Origin of the sequence: Paraburkholderia sp. RL18-101-BIB-B (genome assembly GCF_046026985.1) — a bacterium.
GTDB lineage: Bacteria > Pseudomonadota > Gammaproteobacteria > Burkholderiales > Burkholderiaceae > Paraburkholderia.
Genome location: NZ_JARESV010000197.1, coordinates 1 through 518 on the forward strand (window position 1 = coordinate 1; position 518 = coordinate 518).

The 518-nt window shown below is 64.1% G+C and carries 1 pseudogene; it reads left to right on the forward strand.

Annotated features, from left to right (window positions below):
- Positions 1-8 precede the first annotated feature (8 nt).
- Positions 9-518 (forward strand): annotated as a pseudogene (locus P0D73_RS46700) (tyrosine-type recombinase/integrase); the annotation flags it as partial.

Genomic DNA, 518 nt, shown 5'->3' on the forward strand with positions numbered 1-518 from the left:
CGTCTGAACTGGACGGCAGCGAGGGCAACAATCGCTCCAGAAATGGCACCGCGCAGATCGCCGCCCGTAATGATCTCGACGCGATCCGTGCATGGCTGGCCCGCTTTGTCGATACAAAGACAACCTTCGACAACTACCGCAAGGAAGCCGAACGTCTGCTGCTGTGGTCCGTCCTCCAGATGGGCAAGCCGCTGTCGTCGCTGACCCACGAAGACCTCCTCGTCTATCAGCACTTCCTCGCCGATCCGCAGCCCAGCGCGCGCTGGACCGCCAGTGGCGGACGCAAGCACCCACGTGGCGATCCGCGCTGGCGGCCGTTCTACGGATCGCTTTCCGCCACCAGCCAGCGCCAGGCGATGGTGATTCTCAATGTGATGTTCGCGTGGCTGGTGCAGGCCGGCTATCTGGCCGGCAATCCACTCTCGCTGTCGCGCCAGCGCGGAACTCGACGTGCTGGTGCAAAAGCGGCGCGACAAGGCCGCGGCAAAACGCTTCGTCCGGCGGGTGCTGCGTTCAAA